Source organism: Sphingomonas sp. CFBP9019 (genome assembly GCF_034045155.1).
GTDB classification, from domain to species: Bacteria; Pseudomonadota; Alphaproteobacteria; order Sphingomonadales; family Sphingomonadaceae; genus Sphingomonas; species Sphingomonas aerolata.
The window spans coordinates 800,611-825,705 of record NZ_JAXCWK010000002.1; the positions used below are offsets into that span (position 1 = coordinate 800,611).

Consider the following 25,095-nt stretch of genomic DNA (forward strand, 5'->3'; position numbering starts at 1 on the left):
GGTTTAGCGCATCGGCTGTGCGTGTTCCAGCGCATCGGCGACGCGCCGTGCCAGCTGCGCCGCGACTGCATCCTTGCCCTGCCGCGGCCAGCTCTCGACGCCGTCCTTGGTGACGATGTGGACGCTGTTGCTGTCGCCGCCCATCACGTCGCCCGACACGTCGTTGGCGACGATCCAGTCGACGTCCTTGCGCGCGCGCTTGGCGGTCGCATGCTCGACGACGCGTTCGGTCTCGGCCGCGAAGCCGATCAGCAGCGCGGGGCGCTGCCGGCTGCGCGCGAGTGTCGCGAGGATGTCGGGGTTCTCGGACAGCGCGAGCGTCGGCGTCGCATCGCCCTTCTTGATCTTCTGCACCGCGGCGTCGACGTGCCAGTCGGCGACCGCCGCGACCATGATCGCGGCATCGACGGGCAGCGCGCGGTCGACCGCATCGGCCATCTCGCGCGCGGTCTCGACGTCGATCCGCGTCGTGCCCGCAGGGGTCGGCAGCGTCACCGGCCCCGCCACCAGCGTCACCCGCGCGCCAAGTGCCGCCAGCGCGCCTGCGATCGCGAAACCCTGCCGCCCCGACGACCGGTTGGCGATATAGCGGACGGGATCGATCGGCTCGTGCGTCGGCCCTGCGGTGACGAGGATGTGCCGGCCCGCGAGACGCTGCGGCTGGGCCTCGAGTGCGGCATCGATCGCGTCGGCGATCCGGTCGGGCTCGGGCAGCCGCCCCGGACCGAATTCACCGCACGCCATCGGCCCCTCGTCGGGCGCCATGACAGTAATGCCGTCCGCGCGCAGCTGCGCGACGTTGCGCATTGTCGCGGGGTGCAGCCACATCCGCACGTTCATCGCCGGCGCCGCGAGCACCGGCTTGTCGGTCGCGAGCAGCAATGTCGTCGCAAGATCGTTGGCGAGCCCGCCCGCCATCCGCGCGATCAGGTCCGCGGTCGCGGGCGCGACGACGATCAGGTCGGCCTGACGGCTGAGCTGGATATGCCCCATCTCCGCCTCGTCCTTCAGGTCCCACAGGGTGGTGTAGACCTTGTCCTCGCTGAGTGCGGCGAGCGTCATCGGCGTGACGAAATGCTGCCCCGCCTCGGTCAGCACGCAGCGGACCGCATGGCCGCGCTTGCGCAGGAGTCGGACGAGTTCGCTCGCCTTGTAGGCGGCGATGCCGCCCCCGACGATCAGGAGAATACGCTTCATGCGGCGAGTCCTAGCGGATCACGCGCGTCACCGTAATCCGTCGTGTATCGCGCGCCGCGACGATCATGTCGCGCAGGCCATCGACCGCGAAGACGATCCCGACCAGCAGGACAGGGGTGGTGATCAGCGCCCAGGGGAAATCGTCGCTGCGCACGCCCAGCGCGATCACCGCCGCATAGCCCAGCAGCGTGGCGAGCGCGCGGACGGCGGCGGGATCGCGCCACGCCAGCCACCCGAACAGCGCGGTCGCGATCAGAACCGACGCAAGCCAGTCCGGCAGCAGCGCGAGGCCCGACGACAGCGTCACGAGCTGCACATAGAAGCCGAACCCCTCCAGACCGCTCAGCCCCTGCGCACTCCGGTCGAGCGGACCGGTGACGAGTGTCACCGCATGCGCATGCGCGGCGAGCGCGACGAAGAAGACGAGTGTCGCGCCGACCCATGCGGCGGCCTCGCGGCGCTCGCCCTCGATCCACGCGATCACCGCCATGATCACGACATAGATCAGCGCGGTCTCGCGGATCAGCATCGCCGACAGGCCAAGCGCGACCGCGGGGATCCACTCACCGGGGCGCCGCAAGGCGAGCGAGAGCGCGATCAGAGCCCCCGCCCAGACTTCGGGGAACACGACCAGCGGCGGCTCGAGATGCACGTAGAGCCCCGTCAGGATCAGCAGCCCCGCGATCCCCACGGGGATCGGCCCGGTCATCGCAGGGCGTAACCGGACGATCCATGCGCCCATCACGCCAATGCAGAGGAGCGGCAACAGCGCGGTGACGATCAGCGGCGGCACCGCGGCCTGCACCACCGCCAGCGTCGGCAGCCGGACCGTCGTATAGGGCTTGAGCGGGGCGTGCGCGACGCGGTGCGCCTCTGCCGCCGCGACATAATAGGGCGTGCCGCTGCGCACGTTTGCGACGACGCTTTGATAGAGCAGCAGCTCGGTTTGGCCCAGCGGTGCGGACGCCATGCGCGCCTCGCTCGGGCGCGGTCCGGGCGCGCTGGTCGCGGTCAGGCATGCGAGCAGCAGCATCGCGAACAGCGCGAGCCCCAGCCGCGCCTGCGACCGGGACATGCCGGCAAACCGGCTCGGGCCGACCAGCCACAGGGGGGCGCCCCGCCGCGTCCTCATCCGACGTGCAGGCTCAACCGAAGACCAGCGTGGCGGCAACCCCGGCCATCGCCGCGATCACCGCGACGAGGCCATAGCGCCAGCCGCCGCCGATCCGGATGACCTCGATCTCGCGCAGCGGCATCGTTGGCGGTGCGCCGCCGGGTGCCGGGTAATGCGCCTCGATCCGGCGGACCAGTTCGGGCAGCCGGGTCAGCGTACGCACGTCCTCGATGATCCGGTCGGCGATCGCCGCCTCGGGGCCGAGTTCGCCGCGGATCCAGTCGCGCACGAACGGCTCCGCGCTCTCCCACAGGTTGATGTCGGGATCGAGGCTGGTCGCCACGCCCTCGACCATCACCATCGTCTTCTGCAGCAGCAGCAGGTGCGGCTGCGTCACCATGTCGAAATCGCGCGTGATCGAGAACAGGCTGTCGAGCATCATGCCGATCGACATGTCCTTGACCGGCAACCCGCGCATTGGCTCGCCGACCGCGCGCAAGGCGGTCGCGAATTCGGCGACGTCGTGGTGCGCGGGGACATAGCCCGCCTCGAAATGGATTTCGGCGACGCGTTTATAGTTGCCGGTGATCAGCCCGTAGAGGATCTCGGCGAGCCAGACGCGGGCGCGCCGGTCGATCCGGCCCATGATGCCGAAATCGATCGCCGCGATCCGGTTGCCCGGCAGCGCGAACAGGTTTCCCTGGTGCATGTCGGCGTGGAAGAACCCGTCGGCGATCGCCTGCCGCAGGAACGCGCGGACCAAGGTCTGCGCGAGGCCGGGCAGGTCGTAGCCCGCCGCCACCAGCGCGGGACGATCCGACAGCTTGATGCCGTTGATCCACTCGATCGTCATGACCTTGGCGGTCGATCGTGCCCAGTCGATCGCGGGGATGACGAAATCGGGCTCGGCGGTCATGCCGTCCGCGAGCTCGGACGCCGAGGCGGCCTCGCGCCGGAAATTCAACTCGCGCAGCGTCCAGCGCTTGAACGTCTCGATCGTCAGGCGCGGGCGCAGACGCATCGCCTCGGGGCTCAGCGCCTCGAGTTGCGCCGCCGCCCAGCTATAGGTGTCGATCGCCCGCGCGAAATCATCCTCGACGCCGGGGCGCAGCACCTTGACCGCGACCTGGCGGCCATCGGTGGTCGTCGCGCGGTGGACCTGCGCGATCGACGCGGCACCGACCGGGACCTGCTCGATCCGCGAGAACAGCGTTTCGAGCGGCTTGCCGAAGCTCGCCAGCATCGCCGCCTCGATCGTCTCGTAAGGGACCGGCGACAGCTGGTCCTGCAGCCGCAGCAGATCCTGCGCAGCATCCTCGCCGACCAGGTCTGGGCGGGTGGCGAGCGTCTGGCCGAGCTTGATCGCGGCGGGGCCGATCGCCTGGAATGCATCGGCATAGCGCGGCACCTTCGGCACGCGCGCACCGAACCGGGCGATCCGCGCGAGGCGACGCACGGCGGCCGGCGTATTGGGGTCCCGCTCGATCCCGCGCAGCGCGCCGTGCCGGGCGAGGATGCGACCCCATTTGAGGAGCCGCCAGACATGGGTGGTCGAGGCGGTCATCGGGCTTGTGCGTCGTGAGAAGGGGTTTGTTCACGCGAAGGCGCGGAGGCGCGAAGAGAAGAATTTGGTTCGCGCGGAGGCGCGGAGGCGCGGAGAGTGTGCACCCTGCCGCGACTGCGGCTTTTCATCATCGGCGAAGAGTTGATTATGCGCTGTCGCGCGAATGCGGCTCTGACTCTCCGCGTCTCCGCGTCTCCGCGTGAACCCCTCTTCGCGCCTTCGCGCCTTCGCGTGATCACTAAATCTTCCAACCCGAATGAATCGCAACCAGACCGCCCAGCAGCGGCTCGACCTTCGTCTGCACGAAACCAGCATCCGCGATCATGCCCTTGAACTTGGGCATGTCCGGGAACCGACGGATCGACTCGATCAGATAGCGATAGCTGTCGGCATCCTGCGCGAGCAGTTGCCCGAGCTTCGGCACCATCTTGTGCGAATAGGCGTCGTACACCTCGGCAAAGCCCGGCCAGACGGTGGTCGAGAATTCGAGGCAATAGAAGCGCCCGCCGCGCCGCAGCACGCGGTGGGCCTCGCGTAGCGCCTTGGGGATGTCGGTCACGTTCCGGATCCCGAACGCGATCGTGTACGCGTCGAAGAACCTGTCGGGGAAGGTCAGCGTCTCGGCATTCGCCTCGGTCCAGACCAGCCCGTCGAGCCCGCGCTTGTGCGCGCGTTCCATGCCGACCTCGAGCATCTGCGGATTGATGTCGGCGACCGTGATCGATGCGCCCGACGGCTCCATGCGGAACGCGATGTCGCCGGTGCCGCCCGCCATGTCGAGGATCTGCTCGCCTTCGCGCGGCTTCACGCGGCGGACGAAGCGGTCCTTCCACAGCCGGTGCATGCCGCCCGACATCGCGTCGTTCATCAGGTCATATTTGCTCGCGACGTTCGAAAACACGCCGCCGACGCGCGCGGTCTTCTCGGTGGCGGGAATGTCCTCATAACCGAACGAGACGGTATCGGCCTTCGGGGCGGTGTCGGGGATGAGAGCGGGGGCGGGCGCGATGTCATTCATGCCCCGTGCTCTAGCGGCGCCTTGTGGCGCGGGCAAACGCAACCTAGCTGGAAAACGTGCCAGAACTTCCCGAAGTCGAAACCACCGTGCGCGGGCTCGAACCCGTGCTCCTCGGCCAGCGCCTGGCCTCGGTCGAGCCGCGCCGTGCGGACCTGCGCAAGGCGATTCCCGTCGACCTGCGGCAGCGCATGACCGGCGCGACCGTCACGCGGCTGTCGCGGCGCGCCAAATACGGCCTCATCGACACCGATCGCGGCGATACGCTCGTCTTCCATCTCGGCATGTCGGGACGCTGGCGGGTCGATCCCAGCGCGATCCTGCCGCACGACCATCTGCTCATCGGCACGGCGGCGGGGCGGACGGTCGCGCTCAACGACCCGCGACGCTTCGGCTTTCTCGATCTCTGGTCCAGCGAGGCGATCGCGCAGTATCCGCCGTTCCTCGCCATGGGCCCCGAGCCGCTCGGCCCCGATCTGACCGCGGCCTATCTCCTTTCGGCGCTCGAAGGGCGGGGGGCGTCGATCAAGACGATGCTGCTCGACCAGCGGATCGTCGCAGGACTCGGCAACATCTATGTGTGCGAGGCGCTGCACATGGCGAAGATCGCGCCGAGCCGGGCGGCGGGGCGGATCGCGCTGCCGCGACTCGAACGGCTGGTCGAGGCGATCCGCGCGGTGCTGACCGCCGCGATCCTCGCGGGCGGATCGAGTCTGCGCGACTATGCGCGACCCGACGGCGAGCTTGGCTATTTCTCGAAACAATGGCACGTCTATGGTCGCGAGGGCGAGCCCTGTTCGTGCGGCGCGCTGGTCCGCCGCAGGACGGAGGGCGGGCGTTCGACCTTCTGGTGTGCGCGTTGCCAAAAGGCATGACGGAACGCGGTTGACGATTCGGTGCGGAGTGGGTAGGAGCCGCGCTTCGAGAGGGCGTAGGAGCAATCCGGCGCCCCTTTTTATCATTCGAACATCCAGAGGGCTTCATGGCGAACACGCCGCAGGCGAAAAAGCGTATCCGTCGCAACGACCGTCGCGCGGAAGTGAACGGCAACCGCGTTGGCCGTATCCGTACCTTCATCAAGAAGGTCGAGGCCGCACTGGCTTCGGGCGACAAGGGCGCAGCGACCACCGCACTGGCCGCGGCACAGCCTGAGCTGCAGCGTGGCGTCGCCAAGGGCGTGCTGCACAAGAACACCGCGAGCCGCAAGTTCGCGCGTCTGACCAAGGCCGTGACCGGGCTCGCATAAGCGACCCGACATGGCCGGAGCGGATTGCCCGCCGGGATCTTCCCGGCGGGTTTTTTGCGTCTGCAAAGGGAACGGAAGGCGCGCGCGCGCAACCCACGGATTCCCCGCGATTCGAGTGATGCCGGATCATGCCGCACCGGCTCCGAAATCGTAAAAATTGGCCAAACACAGCCACTTATAAAAATATCGACGCATTTCCGGGGCTTGATCAAGTCAACCCGCTTTATTTCGAAAATGTGACGTGCTCGGGCCTTGCTAGACTCGCCGATCGCTTCATAACTGAGCGAACGGCGGCGGTGAATCACGGACGTGAATCACCACTGCGCAAGCAACAGGGCGAAGATGCCGGGCGACCCTATGGGTCGTCACGGGGGATCATTTTCTGTCGGGACTATATCACCAGCGCGGCTGTCGCGCGGGGTCGGAGAAGTGTGCGCGTGACGAATTGGCAAGGATCGACCGTGCACGCTTCGGAGGCCGAAAAGGCCTGGGATCGCGTGCGCTCGTCCCTGCGCGAGTCTGCCGGCGCGCGCCTGTTCGAGCAGTGGCTGAAGCCGATCGAGCTGATCCCGAGCGACGACGAGGAGTCGATCCGCCTCGCCTTGCCGTCCGCCTTCATGACGAACTGGGTCCGCAACCATTATGCGGACCGGCTCGCCCTCGAATTCCGGCAGATCCTGCCGCAGGTCCGCACCGTCCAGATCGAGACGCGCAGGCCTGGCCCGAAGCCCGTGCTGCTGGTGATGCCGACCCCCGCGGAGACCCTGGACCGCGACACCGCAGCCGCGGCCGTGGAACCCGCTCAGGTCCCGGTCAAATTCGGCGTCGACCCGTCGCTGAAGCCCGCCCCCGCCCCCGCGGCACAGCCCGTACCGGCCTACGACACCGTCATCCCCGAGCGCCCGCCGCTCGATCCGCGCTATACGTTCGACCGCTTCGTCGTCGATGCGTCGAACAAGGTCGCGTTCAACGCCGCCAAGGTGCTCGCCGAGCCCGGACCCGTCCGGTTCAGCCCGCTGTTCCTCCACAGCAACACGGGGCAGGGCAAGACGCATCTGATGCATGCGATCGGCCATGCGTTCCTCGCCGCCAACCCGCACGCGGTCGTGCTGTGCATGTCGGCCGAGCGGTTCATGTATGATTTCGTCGCGGCGATGCGCGCGCGCGACACCCATGCGTTCAAGCGCCGGCTGCGCGGCGCCGACCTGCTGCTGATCGACGATCTCCAGTTCATCGCCGGCAAGGACGCGACGCAGGAGGAATTCTTTCACACGATCAACGAGATCATGACCGCCGGCAAGCGGCTGGTGATCTCCGCCGATCGCTGCCCCCAGGCGCTCGAGGGTGTCGAATCGCGGATCATCAGCCGCATGGCGGTCGGGCTGGTCGCCGACATCAAGGCGCCCGACCTGCTGCTGCGCCGGACGATCCTCGACCGCAAGCTCGTCGACCTGCCCGACCTGCGCGTGCCGACCGACGTGCTCGACCTGATCGCGAGCCGGATCCACGCCAATATCCGCGAGCTCGAGGGCGCGCTGAACCGCGTCATCGCCTATGCGCAGCTGACCGGCGAGACAATCGACCTTGAGTTCGCGATCGCGACGCTCGGCGAAGTGCTGCGCGGCGCGCAGAAGCGCGTGACGATCGACGAGATCCAGAAGCTGGTGACGGCGCATTTCGAGCTGAAGCCGCTCGACATGATCTCGGCACGCCGCGCCCGTGCGGTCGCGCGGCCGCGGCAGATCGCGATGTATCTCGCCAAGCGGCTGACGACGCGGTCGCTGCCCGAGATCGGACGCAAGTTCGGCGGCCGCGATCACTCGACGGTCATCCACGCGGTCCGCAAGATCACGGAACTGCGCGACCAGGACCGCGACATCGACGCCGCGGTCCGTGTACTGATGCGCGAACTCGAGGGCTGAGGCCTTCCTTCCCGTGTTCTCCCGCGAAGGCGGGAGCCCAGACTGGACCCCCGCCTTCGCGGGGGAACACGCCTTTCAGGTGAGGCACGTCCTCAAGTCGTCACGCGGCTTCCGCAGCCGGAACGGCGAAGCCGTCGTCAGACCTGCAACCCCATCGCATCCTGCGTACGCTTCAGCACCGGCGCAGCCAGCGCGCGCGCCTTTTCCGCGCCGTCGCGCAGCACCGCGGTCACCGCGCTGCGATCGTCGAGCAGCCGCACCATCTCGTCACGAATCGGCCCGAGCTTGGCGACCGCCAGATCCGCGAGCGCCGGCTTGAACGCGCCGAACCCCTTGCCGCCATATTCGCCCAGCACGGTCGCGACGTCGCTGTCCGCCAGCGCGGCATAGATCGTCAGCAGGTTGCGCGCCTCCGCCCGGTCGCCGAGCTCGTCGACGGTCGCGGGCAGCAGGTCCGGATCGGTCTTCGCCTTGCGGAACTTGTCCGCGATCGTGTCGTCGCTGTCGATCAGCTTGACCACCGACTGTTCGGACGGGTTCGACTTGGACATCTTCGCCGACGCATCGCGCAACGACATGATCCGCGGCGCCGCCTTGCTGATCAGCGGCGCGGGGAGCGTGAACAGGTCGACGCCGTAATCGCCGTTGAACTTGGTCGCGATGTCGCGCGCGAGCTCGAGATGCTGCTTCTGGTCCTCGCCGACCGGCACGTGAGTCGCATTGTAGAGCAGCACGTCCGCCGCCATCAGCACCGGATAGTCATACAGCCCGACGCTCGCACCCTCGCGGTTCTTGCCCGCCTTGTCCTTGAACTGCGTCATGCGGTTCAGCCAGCCGACGCGCGCGACGGTGTTGAGCAGCCATGCCATCTCGCTGTGCGCGGGCACGCGCGCCTGGTTGAACAGGATCGACTTGGCCGGATCGACGCCCGCCGCGATCATCGTCGCGGCGACCTCAAGCGTGTGCGACGAGAGTTCGGCGGGCGCGATCCATTCGGTCGGCGCGTGCAGGTCGGCGATGAAGAACATCGACTCCCCGCCCTGCGCGACGACGTCGTCCTGCAACGCCACCCATTGCTTCACCGCCCCCAGGTAATTGCCGAGATGGAGATTACCGGTGGGCTTGATGCCGGAGACGACGCGCATGGGAAAACCTTATTTGGAACGACGCAGGAGCGTGGAGATGTCGCCCAGCCGGAACGCGCCGGTGAGCAGGGTGGCGATCGCATAGACGACCCCGCCGGTCGCGACCAGCACGAGCATCGCCCCCCAGCGCTCGGTCCCGCTGCCCGTGACGAACGGCTGGAACAGGTCGTTGAGGAAATACATCACGCCGCCCATGATCAGCGCGGCGACCAGCAGCCGCCACGTCCGCCGCACCAGCCGTGCATCGGGGACGAAATGCCCGCGACGGACGAGCGTCCGGTAGAGCATCGCGACGTTGACCGTGCTCGCGATCGCGGTGGCGAGCGGCGGGCCCATATGGCCGAGCGGCTTGATGAAGGCGAGGTTGAGGACGAGGTTCACGACCATCGACATCGTCGCATAGCGCACCGGCGTCTTCGTGTCGGACCGCGCATAATAGCCCGGCGTGAGCACCTTCACGAGGATGTAGGACGGCAGCCCGATCGAGAAGGCGGCGAGCGCCTGCGCGGTCAGGATGCTGTCGTCGAGCGCGAACTTGCCGTGCTGGAACAATGCGCCGACGATCGGCACGCCGCAGACGATCAGCGCCACCGTCGCGGGCAGCGTCAGGAACAGCGCGAGCTCCATGCCGCGGTTCTGCGTCGCCATCGCCTCCGTCTCCTCGCCGCGACCGAGCTGGCGCGAGATGGTGGGGAGCAGGACGGTGCCGAGACCGATGCCGATCAGCCCGAGCGGCAGCTGGTTCAGCCGGTCCGCGAAATAAATGTACGAGACCGATCCCGCGGGCAGCAGCGCGGCGGCGAGCGCGGTCGAGACGACGAGGTTGATCTGCACCGCACCCGCACCCGCGGCGGCGGGCCAGATCAGCGACATCAGCCGCTTCACCTCGGGGTTGAGCTGTGGCCGCTTCAGCCGGAGCACGACGCCCGATCTGCGGCAGGCGTAGATCAGCCAGAGAAGCTGCAGCGCGCCCGACACCGTCACCGCGATCGCCTGGTTGCGCGCGGTCATCAGCGGCAACCGCTCGTGGAACAGCAGCAGCGCGGCGATCAGCGTCGCGTTGAGCAGGATCGGCGCCGCGGCGTTGATCCAGAATTTATGCAGCGAATTGAGGATCCCGCCGAGCAGCGAGACGAGGCTGATCAGCAGCAGATAAGGCAGGGTGATCCGCGACAGGTGGACCACATAGGCGAAGCGCTCCGCGCTCGCCCCGTTGAACCCGAAGGTCAGCAGCCACGTGACCGGCCATGCCGCAATCTCGAGCAGCACCGTCATGCCGATCAGCACCGGCAGCAGCACCGACAGCGCGTCCTCGGCAAAGGCGATGCCGTCGGGCAGGCCGCGGCCATCCTTGTCGCCGACCTTGCGGTTGAACATCGGGATGAACGCGGCCGAGAACGCGCCCTCGGCGAAGAGGGCGCGGAACATGTTGGGAAGGCGGAAGGCGATCAGGAACGCATCCGATGCGAACCCCGCGCCGACGAACCGCGCGAACAGCGAATCGCGCACCAGCCCCAGGATCCGGCTGGCGAGCGTCAGCCCGCCAACCGATCCCAGCGCCTTGGTCAGGTTCACCTATGCGCCCTCCGGTCCGGGCTTCACGCCTGGCCGAAATCGCCGACGTTCGGCTGGATGCCCTGCTGCTCCGACTGCTGGAGATAGAGCTGCGCGAAATCGATCGGCTCGAGCAGCAGCGGCGGGAAGCCGCCGTCACGCACCGCATCCGACAGCACGCGGCGTGCGAACGGGAAGAGCAGGCGCGGGGCCTCGCCCAGCAGGAAGGGCTGGACATGCTCGGCCGGAATGTTGCGCAGCCCGAACAGGCCCGCAAAGGACAGGTCGACGATGAAGGCGACCTGGCCGTCGGTCTCGGCGCGGACGTCGATCTTCAGCACGACCTCGTGCACCTCGTCGCCGACCTGCGCCGCGCCGATGTTGAACTGGACGTCGATCGCGGGCGGGGTCTGGTTCTGGTAGACTGCGGGCGCGTTGGGGTTCTCGAACGAGAGATCCTTGACGTATTGCGAGATCAGGCCGGCGGCGGGCGCTTCGTCGGCACCATTGGCAAGCGGCTGATCCGCGATCGACATGCCGTTCTGGTCGTCCATGATCTGCGAATCCTTCGTATAAATGAGGTGGGACCGAAGCGGACGGGTCGCGCGTTCGTGTCTTGAGGCAGTGCGCGTAGCAGTGCCCGACGGGTGTTTCAACGGCTACGGATCTCACTGAATCCTAGGCGGGTTTGAAAAGAGACGCCGTTGCCCTATGTTGGGACGAAGATCGGAGGCACGGTTGTTTTATGTAGTACTTCTCGCGATGGTCGCAGGGTTCCTGGCGATGCGTCTTTATAGCGTGCTCGGAAAGCGGACCGGTCATGAACAGCAGCCCCTGCCGCGTGCGGCAGAGGAGCGGTCCATACCCGTCACGATCCCGCGCACGATCGATGCGGCCGCCGAACAGCGGACGATCGCGAACCGCAACATCGACGCGCGCGCCGAACCCGGCCTGCGCTCGATCATCGCCGTCGAGCCCGGCTTCGACGTCAACCAGTTCCTCGAAGGTGCGCAGGCGGCCTATCGCATGACGCTGGAGGCCTTCTGGAAGGGTGATGCCGATACGCTCGCCGATCTGGCCGAGGACGATGTCCGCACCGCCTTCGTCGAGGCGATCGCGGCGCGCGAGGCAGCGGGCGAGACGCTCGACAATCGTCTGGTGACGATCGAGCGCGCGGTGATCGCCGACGCGTCGGTCTCGGGTCGCGAAGCCCGGATCTCGGTGCGTTTCGATGCGGACATCGCCGCTGTCACGCGGAACGAGGCGGGCGAGGTCATCGCCGGGTCGCTCACCGACGCGGTCGAGACGCATGACATCTGGACGTTCGTCCGGACGCTGAAAAGCGCCGGCCCGAACTGGAAGCTCGCGGACACCGACGAGGCGTGACGCGCGCGATCAGGGGGATTGGCGGTTCGTTCGCGCTGGCCCTTGCACTCAGCGGGTGCGTCGGCGGTGTCGCCGCACCGACCGACCGCCCGTCCTCGCCGGGCACCGCATCGCCGGCGGCCACCGCCGGTAAGCCGCCCCGGGGTCAATTGACCCCAAACAGTGACAACATTCGCAACATTCGCGGCATCCAGATACCCGCTCGCATCGTCGGGGCGGTTCCGCTGGCTGCCGTTCCTGTCGCTCCGCCTTTGCCCGGCGCGCTCGCCCCGGTCAGCGCGGTCGCGGCCGGCGTAACGCCGGGGCCGTCGCCGGCAATGTTGCCGATCAGCGATGCACAGGCCGAAGCCGCACGTCTGGCCTTCGTCACAAGCTGCCCCGGCTTGCAGCGTCGGTCCGACCAATCGGGGCTGACCCGCGGTGCCGATTGGCAGCCCGCCTGTGCCGCGGCGCAGGCGACCGGGCCCGGTGGCGCGCGCGCATTCTTCACCCAGTGGTTCGAAGCGGTCCAGGTCGGCGACGGCAAGGCCTTCGCGACGGGCTATTACGAGCCCGAGATCACCGGCTCGCTCGAGCGCCGCGACGGCTATGCCCCGGTCTATGGGCGCCCGCGCGACCTGATCGACGTCGATCTCGGCGCATTTTCGACATCGCTGAAAGGCAAGAAGATCCGCGGCCGCGTGTCGGGCTCGAACTTCATTCCTTATTATGACCGCACCGCGATCGAGCAGGGCGCGCTTGCCGACATCGCGCCGATCCTTGCCTGGGCGAAGGATCCGGTCGAGCTCTTCTTCCTCCAGATCCAGGGGTCGGGGCGGCTCCGCCTGCCCGACGGGTCGATCCTGCGGATCGGCTACGACACGCAGAACGGCCGCGACTATACCGGCATCGGCGCGCTGATGAAGACGCGCGGGCTGTTGCAGCCCGGCCAGACGTCGATGCAGGGCATCGTGCAGTGGCTCCACGATCACCCCGTCGAGGGGCAGGCGATCATGCGCGAGAACAAGAGCTTCGTGTTCTTCCGCGAACTCGACGGCGCACCACAGGGTGCGATGGGCTATCCCGTGACCGGGCAGGTCAGCGCGGCGGCGGACGTGAAGTTTGTGCCGCTCGGCGCGCCGGTGATCCTGTCGCTCGACCGGCAGGATGCGACCGGGCTGTGGATCGTCCAGGATACCGGTGGCGCGATCAAGGGCAGCAACCGGTTCGACACCTTCTGGGGTGCCGGCGCCGCTGCCGAGGCAACCGCTGGCGGCATGGCGGGGCGCGGCACCGCGTTCCTTCTGCTCCCGATCGGCACCACCGCACGGCTGAACGCCGCAACTGCGAACGGGGCGCGCTATGACGGGTCGTCCGCTCAACCCTGACGAGGCGCATCTCTGGACGCGCGTGATGCAGACCGTGCGACCAATGCGCGCGGTGCCCTCGGTCGTGCCGTTAGCCGCGCCCGTCGCGACGACACGCAAGGTGAAGCCGACCAAGGGCATCCGCCTGCCAACGCTGCCGCCCCCACCCGGCGCTGCGCCGCTGAAGGCGGCCGCGCGGACCTTGTCGCCGGCCAACACGCTCGACGGGGGCTGGGATAAAAGGCTGCTGCGCGGCGCGGTCAGTCCCGACAGTTCGATCGATCTTCACGGCCACACGCTCGCCTCCGCGCATGCGATCCTCGACACAGGCCTGTCCCGCGCGATCGCCCGCGGCGACCGCGTGCTGTTGCTGGTGACGGGCAAACCGCCGCGCCCCGAGAGCGAACGCCCGCACGCGCGCGGCGCGATCCGTGCGGCGGTCATCGACTGGCTGTCGATCTCGCGTCACGCCGGCGGGATCGTCGCGGTCCGCGGCGCGCATCCCCGGCACGGCGGGGCAGGGGCACTCTACATCATCCTGCGTCGCAGCCGCGACCTGGGCTGATACCCGTCCCGCGCTATCCGCGCTCGACCGCACGTACGATGACATCGGCATAGATGTCGGTCAGTCGGTACAGGTCCTCGACCGCAACCGCCTCGTCCACCTTGTGCATCGTCGCATTGATCAACCCGAATTCAACCACCGGGCACAGCTTCGCCAGAAACCGCGCGTCGGACGTACCGCCCGTCGTCGACAGGTCGGGAACGACGCCCGTCACCGCCGTGATCGCGTCGGACACCAGCGTCGACAGTGGGCCAGGGGTCGTCAGAAAGGCCTCACCCGACACGCGGCCGGTGACGACCGCTGCGGGATCATGACGTGCGGCCAGCGCGGCGATCCGGGCGATGAGTGCGTCGCCGCTATGCGTGTCGTTGAACCGGATGCTGAGTCGCGCCGACGCTGCGGCCGGGATGACGTTATGCGCGGGATTGCCGACCGCGATATCGGTGACCTCGATGTTCGACGGCTGAAACCAGGCATTGCCCTGGTCGAGCGCGACGGTCTCGATCTCGGCAAGTATCGCCACCAGCCGTGGGATCGGGTTGTCGGCGAGATGCGGGTAGGCGACGTGACCCTGCCGCCCGGGGACGCTGATCCAGATATTGACCGAGCCGCGCCGGCCGATCTTGATCGTGTCGCCGAGCGCGGCGGTGGAGGTCGGTTCGCCGACGATGCACTGGTCGGGATGGATGCCCCGTGTTGCCATGCGATCGATCAGCGCGCGCGTCCCGAAGGTGGCAGGACCTTCCTCGTCCCCGGTGATGATCAGCGACACGGTGCCCGCGTCGGTCCGGCTGGCGGCCGCCGCAAAGGCGGCGATCGCGCCCTTCATGTCGACTGCGCCGCGCCCGTAGAGCAGGCCGTCGCGAACCTCGGCCGACCAGGGCGAGCCCTGCCACCCCTCGCCCGGGGGGACGACGTCGAGATGCCCTGCAAATGCCAGGTGTGGCCCTGATCCGGTCCGGACTGCGAGCATGTTCTCTACCGGACCGTCGGGCGCTTCGCCGATCGTGAAGCGGTCGACGTCAAAGCCGATCGGCGTCAGCGCCGCCTCCAGCACGTCGAACACGCGGCCCTGCGCCGGCGTGACGCTGTCTTCGGCCAGCAGCGCCTGCGCCAGCGCCAAGGGATCGATCACCGCAGCGCGCTCGGCGCCGGCTGCTCATATTGCTCGATCACCCAATCCTCTTCCTGCGCGCCGGCGATCCAGTCCTGCATGAAGGGGTGGTCGAACATCGCCTGCATATAGCCCTGCGCGAACCGGGCGATCGGCAGCTGATAGGTGACGATCCGCGTGACGACGGGCGCGTACATGATGTCGGCCGCGCCGAACGTACCGAACAGGAAATCGCCGCCTCCGCCAAAGCGCGCGCGCGCCTGAGCCCAGAGCTCCATGATCCTCTGGAGATCGACCAGGACATCGTCGTCGGGGCGCTGCGCCGGGAAGATCTGACGGACGTTCATGCTGTGCTTCTTGCGCAGCGCGGCGAAGCTCGAATGCATTTCGGCCGCCATCGAGCGGGCCATGGCGCGGGCCGCCTCGTCTTCGGGCCAGAAGCGGTCGCGACCCACCTTGTCCGCGAGATAGTCGATGATCGCCAGGCTGTCCCATACGACCGCCTCGCCATCCCAGAGGATCGGCACCTTGCCCGACGAGGGGGCGAACTCATCGCCCTGGCGTCGCTTTTCCCATTCCGCATCGTAGAGCGGGACGACGACCTCGTCGAAGGGCAGCCCGGACTGCTTGCACGCGAGCCAGCCGCGAAGCGACCAGGAGGAATAGGCCTTGTTGCCGATGACGAGTTTCATGGCCCGGGGACTAGCGGGCGGGAGCGGCGAGGGCAATCTCTGCCGCCCTCGCCGGATGCACGGGCGTCAGCTGACGGCTTCGACGACCGCCGCGCGCAGTTCGGGGATGCCCATGCCGTACTCGCTCGACGTCACGAGGATGTCGGGATGCGCGGCGGGGCGCTTGCGGGCCTCGACCGCCGTGCGCTCGGTGACCTCGACGAGTTCCGAAGCCTTGATCTTGTCCGCCTTGGTCAGCACCATGCGATAGCTGACCGCAGCCTTGTCGAGCATCTCGAGGATCTCGCGATCGACGTCCTTGATGCCGTGGCGCGAGTCGATCAGCACGAGTGCGCGCTTGAGCACGTCGCGGCCGCGCAGGAAGTCGTTGATCAGGAAGCGCCACTTCTTGACGACATCCTTGGGCGCCTTGGCAAAGCCGTAGCCCGGCATGTCGACAAGGCGGAAGGCGAGCGGCGCGCCGACCTCGAAGAAGTTCAGTTCCTGCGTGCGTCCGGGCGTGTTCGACGTACGCGCCATCGAATTGCGCCCGGTCAGCGCATTGAGCAATGATGACTTGCCGACGTTCGACCGCCCGGCAAACGCCACCTCCGGCACCGACGCATCGGGCAGGAATTCGAGCGTCGGCGCCGACTTCAGGAAGCCGACATGCCCGGCGAACAGCTTGCGCGCATGCTCGAGCTGCTCCGCGGTGAACGGCGCGTCGGTCTGCTCGAGATCGGGACCCAGGTTCGAGCCGGCGGTCGGAAGGTCGTTCACTTGGTCACCGGTGCTTGCAGGCCCGGATGTCGGGCGTAGAGGAGCTTCTGCTGAAGGATCGTCAGGCAGTTCGACGTGATCCAGTAGACCTGAAGACCGACGGCGAACGGCGCCATCACGAACATCAGCACCCACGGCAGCAGCTTGAAGACCTGCTTCTGCGTGTCGTCCATCGGCGTCGGGTTCAGCTTGAACTGGAAGTACATGCTGATGCCGAGGATGATCGGGACGATGCCGATCGCGATCATGTGCGGCGGGGTGAACGGCAGCAGACCGAACAGGTTGAGCGGCGTCAGCGGATCGGGCGCGGACAGATCCTTGATCCATGCGACGAACGGCTGGTGACGCATTTCGATCGTCAGCATCAGCACCTTGTACAGCGCGTACATGATCGGGATCTGCAGCAGCGTCGGCGCGCAACCCGCGAGCGGGTTGACCTTCTCCGCCTTGTACAGCGCCATGACCTCCTGCTGCATGCGGACCTTGTCGTCCTTGTACTTCTCCTGCAGCGCCTTGGTCTTGGGCTGGACGGCGCGCATTGCGGCCATCGACTTGAACTGGCGCTGCGCGATCGGGAAGAGCAGGCCGCGGATCGTCACCGTCAGCAAAATGATCGCGACGCCGAAATTGCCGACCGTGCGGTACAGCCAGTCGAGATAATAGAAGATCGGCTTCTCGACGATCCGGAACCAGCCCCAGTCGATTGCATAATCGAGCTTGGCGACGCCGCCCGCCTGATCGGTATAGCGATCGAGCAGCCGGACCTCCTTCGCGCCCGCAAAGAAGCGCGACGTCTGGGTCACCGCTTGGCCGGGGGCGACGAGCTTGGGCTGCAGCGCGTAGTCCGCCTGATAGGCCTTGTTGGCGCCCGCGCGGAACTGGCCGTCAAACGCCTGGCCCTGGTCGGGAACGAGCGCGGTCAGCCAGTATTTGTCGGTGAAGCCAAGCCAGCCGCCGGTGGTCGAAAACTTCTGCGGAGCCTCGTCGATGTCCTTGTAGTTCGGACGGTAATGCGCGCCGCCATTGTCGACCGACATCGGCCCAACGTGGATCGTCATCGACGACGGATCCTTGGAGATGCCGACACGGTTGACGAGGCCATAGGTGGCAACGGGGACGGGCGCGGTGCCAGCGTTGAGCACGGTCTGGCGGACCGTGAACATGTAGTCGCCGTCGACCGCGATCTGGATGCGGAAGCGCTGGCCCGTGGCGTTGGTCGCATCGAGCGTGACCGGAGTCGTCGGCGTCAGCGTCGTCGCGCCCGACGCAGTCCAGACGGCGTCAGCGGCAGGCGGAGCAAGCCCCTGCGCGCGCCAGCCGAAGCTCGCGAAATAGGCGTCGGGTGCACCGGCCGGTGAAAGCAGACGGATCGGCGGAGAATCCTTCGCGACGGTTTCGTCATAGCCCTTGAGGACGAGATCATCGATCCGCGCACCCTTCAGGTTGATCGAGCCGGACACCCGCGGGGTTTCGATGCGGACGCGCGGCGTCTCGGCGATGACCGCGGCGCGATCGCGCACTGCGGCGGCCCCGTCGGCAGCCGGATCGGCGGCGGGGTTCGCGACGGGCTTGGTCTTGCCGCCTTCGATTTTCGTCACCGGTGGATTGGCCGTCGGGAAGAACTTGCCCTGGATCATCGGCCATCCGAACAGGATGAGCGCCGCGATAACCGCGAACAGCACGAAATTCTGCTTGTCGTCTTTCACAGGGCGGCGTCTTTCAATTTCTCAGGCTTCAGCTCTGGGACTGGGTCGGGTCCGTACCCGCCCCACGGATGGCAGCGCGCGATGCGCTTCGCCGCCAACCAGCCCCCCTTGCGCGCGCCATAGCGCCCAACGGCCTCGATTGCATAGGCGGAACAGGAAGGATCGTAGCGACAGCTCGACGGCAGGACCAGTGAAGGACCGAGTTGCCAGCCGCGCGCGACGAGGATGAGGAGGCGGGCTAGCACGAAGCGGCCGGGACCAGTGTACCCCAAAACTGTTTCCCCGCGAAGGCGAGGATCCAGACTGGACTCCCGCGTTTGCGGGAGAACACGAAGCGTGGCAAGATCGCGCCTTCGGCACCGCGCCACTCCAAACCGCGGACCACCCCGGCGTAGGCCGGGGCCCAGTTGGGGGGCGCTAATGACGAGTGGCTGCGGTGCATTAAAGGGGCTTTCCCACCTGGGCGCCGGCCTTCGCCGGGGTGGTGGTATCCACTGCAGCAGCAGCTGGTGCTTGCGGCGTGACCTTGCGGAACGCCTTGCCGAGCTCGGTCCGCAACAGCGCGTAATCACGCTCGATGCCGCCGTTGCGCCCGATCAGCACGTGATCGGCGCCAGCGACACCGCGTTCCGCCAACAGCTCACGCGCCAAAGCCCGCAACCGCCGTTTCATGCGGTTACGGACGACGGCGTTGCCAATCTTCTTGGTGACGGTGAAGCCGATTCGCATCGTCTCGTCACCGTCATCGCGGGCGCGCATGAGCAGGACGAATCCCGGCATCGGTGCGCGCTTCCCCGCATTCGCCGCGAGAAAATCGCGGCGTTTCGACATGATCGTCAGGCCAGCATCGCCGGCCGCGACGGTCAGGCCGACAGCTTCTTGCGACCGCGGGCGCGGCGGGCGTGGATCACTGCCCGGCCGCCGACCGTGGCCATCCGTGCGCGGAAGCCGTGACGGCGTGCACGTACCAGGTTGCTCGGCTGAAAGGTCCGCTTCATTGGTCATTCCCTAGGTCATCAAATAGAAAACGGCCGCCACGGGGACGGCCTTGATGGGTGGGCGCTTAGGCAAAGCGCGGTGACAAGTCAATTCACCCGCTCCGTCTTGGCCGAATCGATCGGCTGCGAAACCGCGGCGGCACGATCGCGCGCGTGCCGTCGCAACGCGCTGCGGCGGCGCATCATCCGGTCGACGAAATGGCCGCCCCGCGGCCAGCGGCGCTTGAGCCGGCCCCAGCGTCGCCGTGCCCGTGGCGAGTTGCGCAGTACCAGGACCATGCCGCCGGCAAACACGAAGACCCCCGCCGGCCCGGGCACCGGTGTCAGCAGAGGCGCGGCGAGGATCATCATCCCGCCGCACAGCAGCTGGACGAGGCGATAGGTCGAGGAGCGGACGGCGTTCACGCGAGGCATTTGGGACCGGTGTGTTAGGTTGGCAAGACGGCACCGTGCCGCCTGCCATTGCCCAAAGGCCAAATCCGGTATGAATAGGGCGTGACGGTGGCGATCCGCCATGACGAGCGACGCGGCGGGGGATTTTCATGGCGGCGATCGTGTCGACGGTGGCGTATCTCGGGCTGGAAGCGCGCGCGGTCGAAGTACAAGTCCAGCTGATTCCGGGACTTCCCGCGTTCAACCTCGTCGGACTGGCGGACAAGGCAGTAGGCGAGAGCCGCGAGCGGGTCCGCGGCGCGATCGCGGGGATGGGGCTGGCATTGCCGCCGAAACGGATCGCGGTGAACCTGTCGCCGGCTGATCTGCCGAAAGAAGGATCGCATTTCGATCTTCCTGTCGCGCTCGCATTGCTGGCGGCGATGGGGGTGATCGATGCCGAAATGCTTGCCGATTATGTCGTCGTCGGCGAGCTCGGCCTCGATGCGCGGATCACCGCGTCGCCCGGTGTCCTGCTCGCCGCGCTGCATGCGTCGAACGAGGGCAAGGGGCTGATCTGCCCGGCCTCGCAAGGATCGGAAGCGGCCTGGGCCGGGTCGATCGAGGTGGTTGCCGCGCCCGACCTGCTCGCGCTGATCAACCATTTCAAAGGCCATGGCCTGCTGCGCGCGCCCCAGCCTGGCGAGGTCGATGTCGCGCCGGCCGGGCCTGACCTTGCGCAGGTTCGCGGGCAGGAGACCGCCAAGCGCGCACTGGAGGTCGCTGCGGCGGGTGGGCACAATCTGCTGATGTGTGGTCCGCCGGGGTCGGGCAAATCGCTGATGGCGGCGTGCCTGCCGGGGATCCTGCCGCCGCTCGACCCCGCCGAGGCGCTCGAAGTGTCGATGGTCCAGTCAGTGGCAGGCGCGTTGTCGGGGGGACGGCTGACTCGAACCCGCCCGTTCCGCAGCCCGCATCATTCGGCGTCGATGGCTGCGCTGACCGGGGGAGGGCTGAAGGTGAAGCCCGGGGAGGTCAGCCTGGCGCATCTGGGTGTGCTGTTCCTTGACGAATTGCCCGAGTTCCAGCGGGCGGTACTCGATTCGCTGCGCCAGCCGCTTGAGACGGGAACGATCAGCGTCGCGCGCGCCAATGCGCATGTGACCTTCCCCGCACGCGTCCAGCTGATCGCGGCGATGAACCCGTGTCGTTGCGGTCATCTCGGCGATGCCGGCCTTGCCTGTGCGCGGGCACCGCGCTATGCCGCGGACTATCAGGCGAAGGTGTCGGGGCCGCTGCTCGACCGAATCGACCTGCACATCGATGTGGCAGCGGTCACGGCGGCGGATCTCGTCCTGCCCCAGGCCGGCGAGGGATCGGCAGCGGTGGCGGCTCGAGTGGCGGTGGCGCGCCGAGTGCAGACCGAGCGCTATCGCGATCATCCCGTGCGGACGAATGCCCAGGCGGACGGCCCGTTGCTCGAGTCGGTCGCTACCCCCGATGCGCCGGGACAGCGTCTGCTGGTGCAGGCGGCAGAGGCGATGCGGCTGACCGCTCGGGGTTACACCCGAATACTGCGCGTCGCGCGGACGATCGCGGATCTGGCCGGCGCCGATCACGTAGCGCGTATCCATGTCGCGGAAGCGCTGAGCTATCGCCGCCGTCCGCCAACCAATTGACGCATGTTTTCACGTCTACAAGATACTTGATCTATGATAATAAGCTAGTACTACTCATTCTGTTAATTGTTGTAGATTAACAATGACCTCACCGAGTTTGGAGTGAGGTGGCGTCGCGCCGGTCCTTATGCCCGTCCGGCCCCGACAGAGCGCGGTAAGGAGCGACAGTGACATTTATCGACCCCGCCCCATTCCGGGCTGCATCCCGCGCTCCAGCGGACGCGATCGCACCAGTCGAGACGGCGACCCGTGTGACGTGCGGTGCCTGTGGCACCGGCAGCATGCTCCCGTTCGATTTCACGATGGCGTTCCAGCCGATCGTCAACATCGCGACGGAGCGGGTCTGGGCCTATGAAGCGCTGGTTCGCGGCACCGACGGTGCGGGCGCGGGGGCGATCCTCGACAGGGTGTCGGGGGACATGATCTACGGGTTCGATCAGGCTTGCCGTGTGCGCGCGGTAGAGATGGCTGGCGCGCTGTTCACGCCGGGCGAGGACGTGAAGCTGTCGATCAATTTCATGCCGAACGCGGTCTATGAACCCAATGCCTGTATCCGGGCGACGCTGGGGGCAGCGGCGCGGGTCGGCTTCGACAAGCGCAACCTGATGTTCGAATTCACCGAGAACGAACGCATGCGCGACGTGCCGCATGTACGGCGGATCATCGAGGCGTACCGTGCGCAAGGGTTCGTGACCGCGATCGACGATTTCGGCGCGGGCTATGCGGGGCTGGGGCTGCTCGCCGAACTTAATCCCGATGTCATCAAAATCGACATGGCATTGATCCGCGGGATCGACGGGTCCGCCGTGAAGCGGTCGATCGTCGCCGCGGTCATCGCATTGTGCGACGAACTTGGCATCATCCCGATCGCCGAGGGGATCGAGACTTCGGGCGAACTGGCGGCGTTGCGCGCGCTCGGGGTACGGTTGTGCCAGGGCTACCTGATCGCGCGTCCCGCGATTGCACGCCTTCCGGTCCCCTTCGCGGACGCCGCAGAGGTGGTCCACGCCTGACGGTCCGGTGCGGCCCGGGCGCGGTACCGGGCTGCGCCGATCCGCGTCGCCGCGGCGATGTCGTGACCGCCGGCGGAACGTCGCTGCGCACGGCGGGTTTAGCCGGCGTAACGATCAATATGATCCAGGGGGATTTGCGGTGACCATCTCGGATGTCCGTGCGACGCAACTCGCACGTCTCGGCTTCGCCGCGCGCGGGCTGGTTTATTGTCTGGTTGCCTGGTTTGCGGTCGATGCGGCAATGCGCGGCGGAACGATCGCCGACAATCAGGGTGCGATCGGATCGCTGGCGGACGAGCAGCTCGGTGCCGTCCTGCTGGCCGTCATTGCCGCGGGTCTGCTCGGCTATGCGGTATGGCGGCTGACCGAAGCGATCGCCGATCCGGAGCAGATCATGCGCGACGCCAAGGGCGCCTTGACCCGGATCGGGCACGTCGTCAGCGGGATCGCCCACCTCATCCTTGCCTGGAGTGCGGCACGTCTCGCCTGGCAACCAAGGACGGGCGGCGGCGGGCAGTCCCCGGGTGACGAGAGTGCCCGCGACTGGACCGGCTGGCTGCTGTCGGTGCCGTTCGGCCGCGTGCTGGTTGCCGTGGTCGCAATCGGTATCCTCACCGCGGCGGTGATGCAGGCGAAAAAAGCCTGGAAGGGCGATTTCGTCAAGGACCTGCACAATGACGGCTCGCTGCCTTCCTATGTCTGCACGATGGGGCGGCTGGGATATGGCGCCCGCGCGGTCGTCTTCACGATCATCGCGGGCTTTTTCGCGGTCGCGGCATGGCAGGCGCATGCGACCGAAGCCGGCGGCATGGCCGACGCGCTGGCGATGCTGCAGGACCAGCCGGGGGGCAAATGGCTGTTGGCCGCGACGGGCGTCGGGCTGGGATTGTTCGGCGTCTACAGCTTTGTCGAAGCGCGCTTTCGCCGCGTTCAGGTTCGTCTGCCGGGCTGAAGATCGCGGCCTAAGGCGCGGGAATAGCGTGCGATCTCATTCGTTCGCTTGTGCACGTGACACATCGCGGGCAGGTTGTGCCGATGAAACGCCTCCTGCCGCTGCTGCTGCTCACCGTCTCGGCCACCACCGCCGCCATCGCCGCTGATCCACGGCCACCCATCCTGTCGCCCGACCGGATCAAGGCGGACGTCAAGACGCTGAGCGCGGATGCGTTCCATGGGCGCGGGCCGACCCAGGCGGGTGAGGCGGTCACGCTCGAATTCCTCGAGCGACGTTTCAAGCAACTCGGGCTGAAACCCATTGTCGGCTCCAGCTATCGGCAGCGTGTGCCCCTGCTGCGCTGGACCCGCGAAGCCGCAACCTTCACGCTGCATCTCGGCGACCAGTCGGTGCCATTACGGCCGGGGATCGAGATCGCGGCATCGTCGCGGATCGTCGGTACGACCGAGCTCGATCATGCCGATATCGTTTTTGTCGGCTATGGCGTGGTCGAACCGAAGCTCGGCTATGATCCGTATCGCGGGGTCGATGTGCGCGGCAAGATCGTCGTCGCCCTGGCCGGCGATCCCGATGTCGAGGCGGGACGCGACTTGGGATTTGGGGGACGGGCCTCAAGTCCGGCCGCACGGACCAAGCTCAGCGAGGCGCAGAAGCGCGGCGCAGCGGCGTTCCTGACGATCCACGAGACGTTTCCGGCCAGCTATCCCTGGCTGCAGATCGCGAACGGCGACGCGGTACCGGGCTATGCGCTCGACACCGGGACGGTGCCTGCGGCGTTCGGACTGCGCGGCAACCTGCGCAACGACATCGGAATCCGTCTGCTGCGGCAGGCGGGGCTGGATTATGCCGCGGCGAAGGCTGCCGCACAGCGCGCCGATTTCGCTGCGATCATATTGAAGGGTGCGACCCTGTCGGCGCGTGTTCAAACGCGGATGGAACATGTCGCGAGCCACAATGTCGTCGGCGTTCTTCCGGGCACCGATCCCGCGGCGGGCAGCATTCTCTATGGCGCGCATTGGGATGCCTATGGGGAGAACGCGTTCGATCCGCCCGCGGACCGGATCCGCAACGGCGCGATCGACAACGGGACCGGCACCGCGACGCTGCTCGAGATCGCGCACGCTTATGCGGGCGCCGCCCGGCCGCGGCGTTCGGTCGTGTTCGCGCTGTGGACTGCGGAAGAGAAGGGGCTGCTTGGTGCAAGCTGGTACGCCGACCACCCGGTCCTGCCGCTCGCGACGACCGCGGCACAGTTCAATCTCGACCCGCATGTCGTGCTGGGGCGAACCCGCGATCTCGAACTGATCGGCGTCGGGCGAACGCCGATGGAGCGTGACCTCACGCGGGTTGCGGCGGCGCAGGGGCTGCGGATCGTGCCCGAGGAGAATACCGAGGCGGGCTGGTATTACCGCTCGGACCATTATGCGCTGGCGCAGAAGGGCGTGCCGGGGGTGTATTTCCGCGCGGGCCGCGATCTGGTGACGGGCGGGGCGAAGGCGGGCGAGGCGATGCGCGATCGGTTCAACGCACGATGCTATCATCAGACCTGCGACGAATTCGACGCACGCTGGGACATGACCGGCGCCGCGCAGGAGGGCAGCGTCGCCTATGCGCTGGGCCGCGAGGTCGCCGAGGGGACGGCATGGCCGGTCTGGAACGCGTCCGAGCCGTTCGCAGCGGCGCGCGACGCGACTCGGGCGGCGCGCAAATGACGGGCACGGCCGTGGCCGGGCCGAAGGGGGCGTTGGGCCCT

The 25,095-nt window shown here is 67.4% G+C and carries 25 protein-coding genes; 10 read left to right on the top strand and 15 right to left on the bottom strand.

The features are described 5' to 3' along the window. Positions 1-3: 3 nt before the first annotated feature. The 4 genes from coaBC to SOM18_RS07845 all read right to left on the bottom strand — a co-directional run bounded on the left by coaBC (position 4) and on the right by SOM18_RS07845 (position 4,893). Positions 4-1,197: a bifunctional phosphopantothenoylcysteine decarboxylase/phosphopantothenate--cysteine ligase CoaBC gene (gene coaBC / locus SOM18_RS07830; RefSeq protein ID WP_031441654.1), complete on the bottom strand. Its 1,194-nt coding sequence runs from the start codon at positions 1,195-1,197 to the stop codon at positions 4-6. A gap of 10 nt (positions 1,198-1,207) precedes the next feature. Further along, complete coding sequence (locus SOM18_RS07835) at positions 1,208-2,329, bottom strand: hypothetical protein (RefSeq protein ID WP_031441655.1); 1,122 nt, start codon at positions 2,327-2,329, stop codon at positions 1,208-1,210. Positions 2,330-2,342: 13 nt separating this feature from the next. Further along, positions 2,343-3,875, bottom strand: coding sequence for a 2-polyprenylphenol 6-hydroxylase (ubiB, locus tag SOM18_RS07840; RefSeq protein ID WP_159512496.1), 1,533 nt, complete (start codon positions 3,873-3,875; stop codon positions 2,343-2,345). Positions 3,876-4,113: 238 nt separating this feature from the next. Further along, the gene (locus tag SOM18_RS07845; protein ID WP_042467653.1) at positions 4,114-4,893 is read right to left on the bottom strand and encodes a class I SAM-dependent methyltransferase; all 780 of its coding nucleotides are present in this window, start codon (positions 4,891-4,893) and stop codon (positions 4,114-4,116) included. Positions 4,894-4,949: 56 nt separating this feature from the next. Between SOM18_RS07845 and mutM the strand changes: the two genes are divergently transcribed. The 3 genes from mutM (at position 4,950) to dnaA (ending at position 8,058) form a co-directional block, all read left to right on the top strand. After that, positions 4,950-5,765: a bifunctional DNA-formamidopyrimidine glycosylase/DNA-(apurinic or apyrimidinic site) lyase gene (mutM, locus tag SOM18_RS07850; protein WP_320481506.1), complete on the top strand. Its 816-nt coding sequence runs from the start codon at positions 4,950-4,952 to the stop codon at positions 5,763-5,765. Between the two features lie 107 nt (positions 5,766-5,872). Continuing rightward, entirely contained in the window at positions 5,873-6,136 is a 264-nt protein-coding gene (rpsT, locus tag SOM18_RS07855) for a 30S ribosomal protein S20 (protein WP_031394736.1), read from the top strand. Between the two features lie 437 nt (positions 6,137-6,573). After that, positions 6,574-8,058 (top strand): chromosomal replication initiator protein DnaA, encoded by a 1,485-nt coding sequence (gene dnaA / locus SOM18_RS07860; RefSeq protein WP_031441658.1) that lies wholly within the window; start codon positions 6,574-6,576, stop codon positions 8,056-8,058. Between the two features lie 137 nt (positions 8,059-8,195). Here dnaA and trpS read toward each other — a convergent pair whose 3' ends face one another. Genes trpS through secB form a run of 3 tightly spaced genes read right to left on the bottom strand, consistent with a single transcriptional unit; the run spans position 8,196 to position 11,311 of the window. Continuing rightward, positions 8,196-9,203 carry a tryptophan--tRNA ligase gene (trpS, locus tag SOM18_RS07865; RefSeq protein ID WP_056675004.1) on the bottom strand — a complete coding sequence of 336 codons (1,008 nt, stop codon included), beginning with the start codon at positions 9,201-9,203 and terminating at the stop codon, positions 8,196-8,198. Positions 9,204-9,212: 9 nt separating this feature from the next. Then, a complete protein-coding gene (murJ, locus tag SOM18_RS07870; RefSeq protein ID WP_031441659.1) occupies positions 9,213-10,778 on the bottom strand; it encodes a murein biosynthesis integral membrane protein MurJ in 1,566 nt (521 codons plus the stop codon). A gap of 23 nt (positions 10,779-10,801) precedes the next feature. Beyond that, the gene (gene secB / locus SOM18_RS07875) at positions 10,802-11,311 is read right to left on the bottom strand and encodes a protein-export chaperone SecB (RefSeq protein WP_031394740.1); all 510 of its coding nucleotides are present in this window, start codon (positions 11,309-11,311) and stop codon (positions 10,802-10,804) included. Positions 11,312-11,495: 184 nt separating this feature from the next. On the opposite strand from secB, the gene SOM18_RS07880 reads away from it, so the two are divergent. The 3 genes from SOM18_RS07880 to SOM18_RS07890 are packed head-to-tail and all read left to right on the top strand — an operon-like array spanning position 11,496 to position 14,054. Further along, on the top strand, positions 11,496-12,143 hold the full coding sequence (locus SOM18_RS07880; RefSeq protein ID WP_152555541.1) for a Tim44/TimA family putative adaptor protein: 648 nt from the start codon (positions 11,496-11,498) through the stop codon (positions 12,141-12,143). Then, positions 12,140-13,510, top strand: a complete 1,371-nt coding sequence (locus tag SOM18_RS07885; RefSeq protein ID WP_081874399.1) for a murein transglycosylase A — start codon at positions 12,140-12,142, stop codon at positions 13,508-13,510. The genes SOM18_RS07880 and SOM18_RS07885 overlap by 4 nt, the downstream gene beginning before the upstream one ends. Then, positions 13,485-14,054 carry a Smr/MutS family protein gene (locus SOM18_RS07890; protein WP_031441662.1) on the top strand — a complete coding sequence of 190 codons (570 nt, stop codon included), beginning with the start codon at positions 13,485-13,487 and terminating at the stop codon, positions 14,052-14,054. Before SOM18_RS07885 ends, SOM18_RS07890 begins: the two co-directional genes overlap by 26 nt. A 13-nt stretch (positions 14,055-14,067) precedes the next feature. Here SOM18_RS07890 and dapE read toward each other — a convergent pair whose 3' ends face one another. The 8 genes from dapE to SOM18_RS07930 form a co-directional block, all read right to left on the bottom strand. Then, entirely contained in the window at positions 14,068-15,189 is a 1,122-nt protein-coding gene (gene dapE / locus SOM18_RS07895) for a succinyl-diaminopimelate desuccinylase (RefSeq protein WP_031441663.1), read from the bottom strand. Next, complete coding sequence (locus SOM18_RS07900) at positions 15,186-15,860, bottom strand: glutathione S-transferase (protein WP_031441664.1); 675 nt, start codon at positions 15,858-15,860, stop codon at positions 15,186-15,188. Before SOM18_RS07900 ends, dapE begins: the two co-directional genes overlap by 4 nt. Before the next feature lie 66 nt (positions 15,861-15,926). Next, positions 15,927-16,589, bottom strand: a complete 663-nt coding sequence (gene yihA / locus SOM18_RS07905) for a ribosome biogenesis GTP-binding protein YihA/YsxC (protein ID WP_031393803.1) — start codon at positions 16,587-16,589, stop codon at positions 15,927-15,929. A gap of 26 nt (positions 16,590-16,615) precedes the next feature. Then, positions 16,616-18,325, bottom strand: a complete 1,710-nt coding sequence (yidC, locus tag SOM18_RS07910; protein WP_031441665.1) for a membrane protein insertase YidC — start codon at positions 18,323-18,325, stop codon at positions 16,616-16,618. Continuing rightward, positions 18,322-18,570 carry a membrane protein insertion efficiency factor YidD gene (gene yidD / locus SOM18_RS07915; protein WP_081874402.1) on the bottom strand — a complete coding sequence of 83 codons (249 nt, stop codon included), beginning with the start codon at positions 18,568-18,570 and terminating at the stop codon, positions 18,322-18,324. Before yidD ends, yidC begins: the two co-directional genes overlap by 4 nt. Positions 18,571-18,766: 196 nt before the next feature. Then, complete coding sequence (gene rnpA, locus SOM18_RS07920) at positions 18,767-19,105, bottom strand: ribonuclease P protein component (protein ID WP_249403285.1); 339 nt, start codon at positions 19,103-19,105, stop codon at positions 18,767-18,769. A gap of 83 nt (positions 19,106-19,188) precedes the next feature. Continuing rightward, positions 19,189-19,323 carry a 50S ribosomal protein L34 gene (rpmH, locus tag SOM18_RS07925; RefSeq protein WP_031393806.1) on the bottom strand — a complete coding sequence of 45 codons (135 nt, stop codon included), beginning with the start codon at positions 19,321-19,323 and terminating at the stop codon, positions 19,189-19,191. Positions 19,324-19,410: 87 nt separating this feature from the next. Next, entirely contained in the window at positions 19,411-19,728 is a 318-nt protein-coding gene (locus SOM18_RS07930; RefSeq protein WP_235188444.1) for a hypothetical protein, read from the bottom strand. 137 nt (positions 19,729-19,865) lie between these two features. On the opposite strand from SOM18_RS07930, the gene SOM18_RS07935 reads away from it, so the two are divergent. The 4 genes from SOM18_RS07935 to SOM18_RS07950 all read left to right on the top strand — a co-directional run bounded on the left by SOM18_RS07935 (position 19,866) and on the right by SOM18_RS07950 (position 25,054). Beyond that, entirely contained in the window at positions 19,866-21,374 is a 1,509-nt protein-coding gene (locus tag SOM18_RS07935; RefSeq protein ID WP_320481507.1) for a YifB family Mg chelatase-like AAA ATPase, read from the top strand. A gap of 167 nt (positions 21,375-21,541) precedes the next feature. Further along, positions 21,542-22,387 carry an EAL domain-containing protein gene (locus SOM18_RS07940; RefSeq protein WP_320481508.1) on the top strand — a complete coding sequence of 282 codons (846 nt, stop codon included), beginning with the start codon at positions 21,542-21,544 and terminating at the stop codon, positions 22,385-22,387. A 139-nt stretch (positions 22,388-22,526) separates the two neighbouring features. Beyond that, on the top strand, positions 22,527-23,339 hold the full coding sequence (locus SOM18_RS07945; RefSeq protein WP_031441669.1) for a DUF1206 domain-containing protein: 813 nt from the start codon (positions 22,527-22,529) through the stop codon (positions 23,337-23,339). Between the two features lie 83 nt (positions 23,340-23,422). Further along, entirely contained in the window at positions 23,423-25,054 is a 1,632-nt protein-coding gene (locus tag SOM18_RS07950) for a M28 family peptidase (RefSeq protein WP_031441670.1), read from the top strand. Positions 25,055-25,095 lie beyond the last annotated feature (41 nt).

Excerpts from the sequence above, each read along its gene's own strand:
- SOM18_RS07950 (WP_031441670.1), top strand. The coding sequence starts at position 23,423 with ATGAAACGCCTCCTGCCGCTGCTGCTGCTCACCGTCTCGGCCACCACC.
- SOM18_RS07900 (WP_031441664.1), bottom strand. The coding sequence starts at position 15,860 with ATGAAACTCGTCATCGGCAACAAGGCCTATTCCTCCTGGTCGCTTCGC.
- secB (WP_031394740.1), bottom strand. The coding sequence starts at position 11,311 with ATGGACGACCAGAACGGCATGTCGATCGCGGATCAGCCGCTTGCCAAT.
- ubiB (WP_159512496.1), bottom strand. The coding sequence starts at position 3,875 with ATGACCGCCTCGACCACCCATGTCTGGCGGCTCCTCAAATGGGGTCGC.
- rpmH (WP_031393806.1), bottom strand. The coding sequence starts at position 19,323 with ATGAAGCGGACCTTTCAGCCGAGCAACCTGGTACGTGCACGCCGTCAC.
- trpS (WP_056675004.1), bottom strand. The coding sequence starts at position 9,203 with ATGCGCGTCGTCTCCGGCATCAAGCCCACCGGTAATCTCCATCTCGGC.
- SOM18_RS07935 (WP_320481507.1), top strand. The coding sequence starts at position 19,866 with ATGGCGGCGATCGTGTCGACGGTGGCGTATCTCGGGCTGGAAGCGCGC.
- coaBC (WP_031441654.1), bottom strand. The coding sequence starts at position 1,197 with ATGAAGCGTATTCTCCTGATCGTCGGGGGCGGCATCGCCGCCTACAAG.
- SOM18_RS07835 (WP_031441655.1), bottom strand. The coding sequence starts at position 2,329 with ATGAGGACGCGGCGGGGCGCCCCCCTGTGGCTGGTCGGCCCGAGCCGG.
- rnpA (WP_249403285.1), bottom strand. The coding sequence starts at position 19,105 with ATGCCGGGATTCGTCCTGCTCATGCGCGCCCGCGATGACGGTGACGAG.
- rpsT (WP_031394736.1), top strand. The coding sequence starts at position 5,873 with ATGGCGAACACGCCGCAGGCGAAAAAGCGTATCCGTCGCAACGACCGT.
- SOM18_RS07890 (WP_031441662.1), top strand. The coding sequence starts at position 13,485 with ATGACGGGTCGTCCGCTCAACCCTGACGAGGCGCATCTCTGGACGCGC.
- SOM18_RS07845 (WP_042467653.1), bottom strand. The coding sequence starts at position 4,893 with ATGAATGACATCGCGCCCGCCCCCGCTCTCATCCCCGACACCGCCCCG.